The sequence below is a fragment of the Oleiphilus sp. HI0079 genome (assembly GCF_001635105.1).
Genome location: NZ_LWFT01001192.1, coordinates 1 through 712, shown reverse-complemented (window position 1 = coordinate 712; position 712 = coordinate 1). Strand labels below are relative to the sequence as shown.

At 47.8% G+C, this 712-nt stretch carries 1 pseudogene; it reads left to right on the top strand.

The annotated features are described in order from the left end of the window. Positions 1–635 (top strand): annotated as a pseudogene (locus A3750_RS21160) (hypothetical protein); the annotation flags it as partial. Positions 636–712: the final 77 nt, after the last annotated feature.

The window sequence follows — 712 nt, the reverse complement described above, 5'->3', positions numbered from 1 at the left end:
AGGCTGCATATATTCGCCACGTTCATTCTGTGTTCGAGCATAATGTGTGGATTGCACAACGCGAGGGTCGTGCCCTTGATGGTGTTGATTCTACAAATCCGGCACTGATCAAAATGCTACTGCTTGGCAGTGACAAATCGTCGCAAGTAGAAACCTCTAATGCGCTAAACATTTGCCCCGTCACCCTTTCCTACGAATGGGATCCATGTGACATGAGCAAAGCAACGCGTCTCATCAAAGATGAAACTCTCAGTACCGATGAAAAATTAGCAAACGACAAACTCGACATACTGAATGGAATGCTTGGTTACAAGGGCAAGATTACAGTTCGGTTTGGCGAACCGGTTTGCTTAGCAACTGATCCAGGGATTCAGCAGCTTCCCGATACTCTTGCAGGCGCGATTGATCGCCAGATCCGAGACAACTATGCGCTCTATCCTGTAAACACGTTGGCGAATAAACTCGTGTGTAACCAGTTCACCCTCCCCGCCTCCCTAAGCGAACAAGAGATCAGTGCAGCAGACCTATTACTTCAACGTCTCAACGCAGATTCATTCTCAGATTCGCTCTCACAGGCTCAGAAAAACGTTGTATCCGCATACGCGCAGCCGGCAATCGCTTCGAGCAACAAATAACAAGCGAATTAATGCTGTGCGAGCGATGGTTTTGCGCTTAAACTTTGGTAGACTCCACGGCGTTTTATCTAACCAAC